Raw genomic sequence first — 723 nt, forward strand, 5'->3', positions numbered from 1 at the left:
TATTTTTTCCTGTCCTTCCAATGTATTAATGTCAATACCGCACATGGTTTCACCGCTCATCTTGGCCTGAAGCGTTAGGTAGTAAATACCCCCAATGAGAAGACCTTCTACTGCCCTTAGATCTATTTCCTTATCCCTGAAAAAATCATCGGTAATTCTACTAAAAAACTCTTCTCCCAGACGTTCGCGTTCTTTATTCAGATCTGTCAGAGGTTTGAAATCCTCACTTAATCCCCAGTTGATAATTTTACGCATTTCTTCGTTTTCCATTAATGCATCAAACTGACTTTCTAAAAGAATATAGGCGGTCTTCTTGCCGAAATCGTCCTTGCTTTCCTCTATAATTTCATCGATCTGTTCCAGACTAACCCTCCAGTAATCCTTGTTATTCAAATACTCCCGTACAAGATTCTCCATTCCTCCAAAGTACTCGTAAATCAATTTTCTGTGCACATCAGCTTTTGAAGCCACCCGGCTTACATTTAATCCTGCAAAACCTTCTTTTTTTAAAATAGCACCAACTGCTTTTAAAAGTTTGCTTTTGGTTCTTTCTTTATTTCTGATAGGGCCACTGGTAATTTTTCTTGTCATTTTTGGAAAATTGGTGCCTTGAAATTTCCGGTTTTTCAACGGATTTTTCAAGGGATATTTGCACAATTTCTATTGACTAGCTGATATAAATGCAATTAGACTTCATATCCCAGGATTTAACCGGCCTGAAAA

Annotated in this window: 1 protein-coding gene; it reads right to left on the reverse strand. The window is 37.5% G+C overall.

Going from position 1 to position 723, the window contains the following annotated elements:
• The coding region (locus DBR11_RS27435; RefSeq protein ID WP_108555734.1) for a TetR/AcrR family transcriptional regulator at positions 1 to 591 on the reverse strand (591 nt) is incomplete at its 3' end.
• Positions 592 to 723 lie beyond the last annotated feature (132 nt).

It is taken from the genome of Pedobacter sp. HMWF019 (genome assembly GCF_003061025.1).
Taxonomy (GTDB): domain Bacteria; phylum Bacteroidota; class Bacteroidia; order Sphingobacteriales; family Sphingobacteriaceae; genus Pedobacter.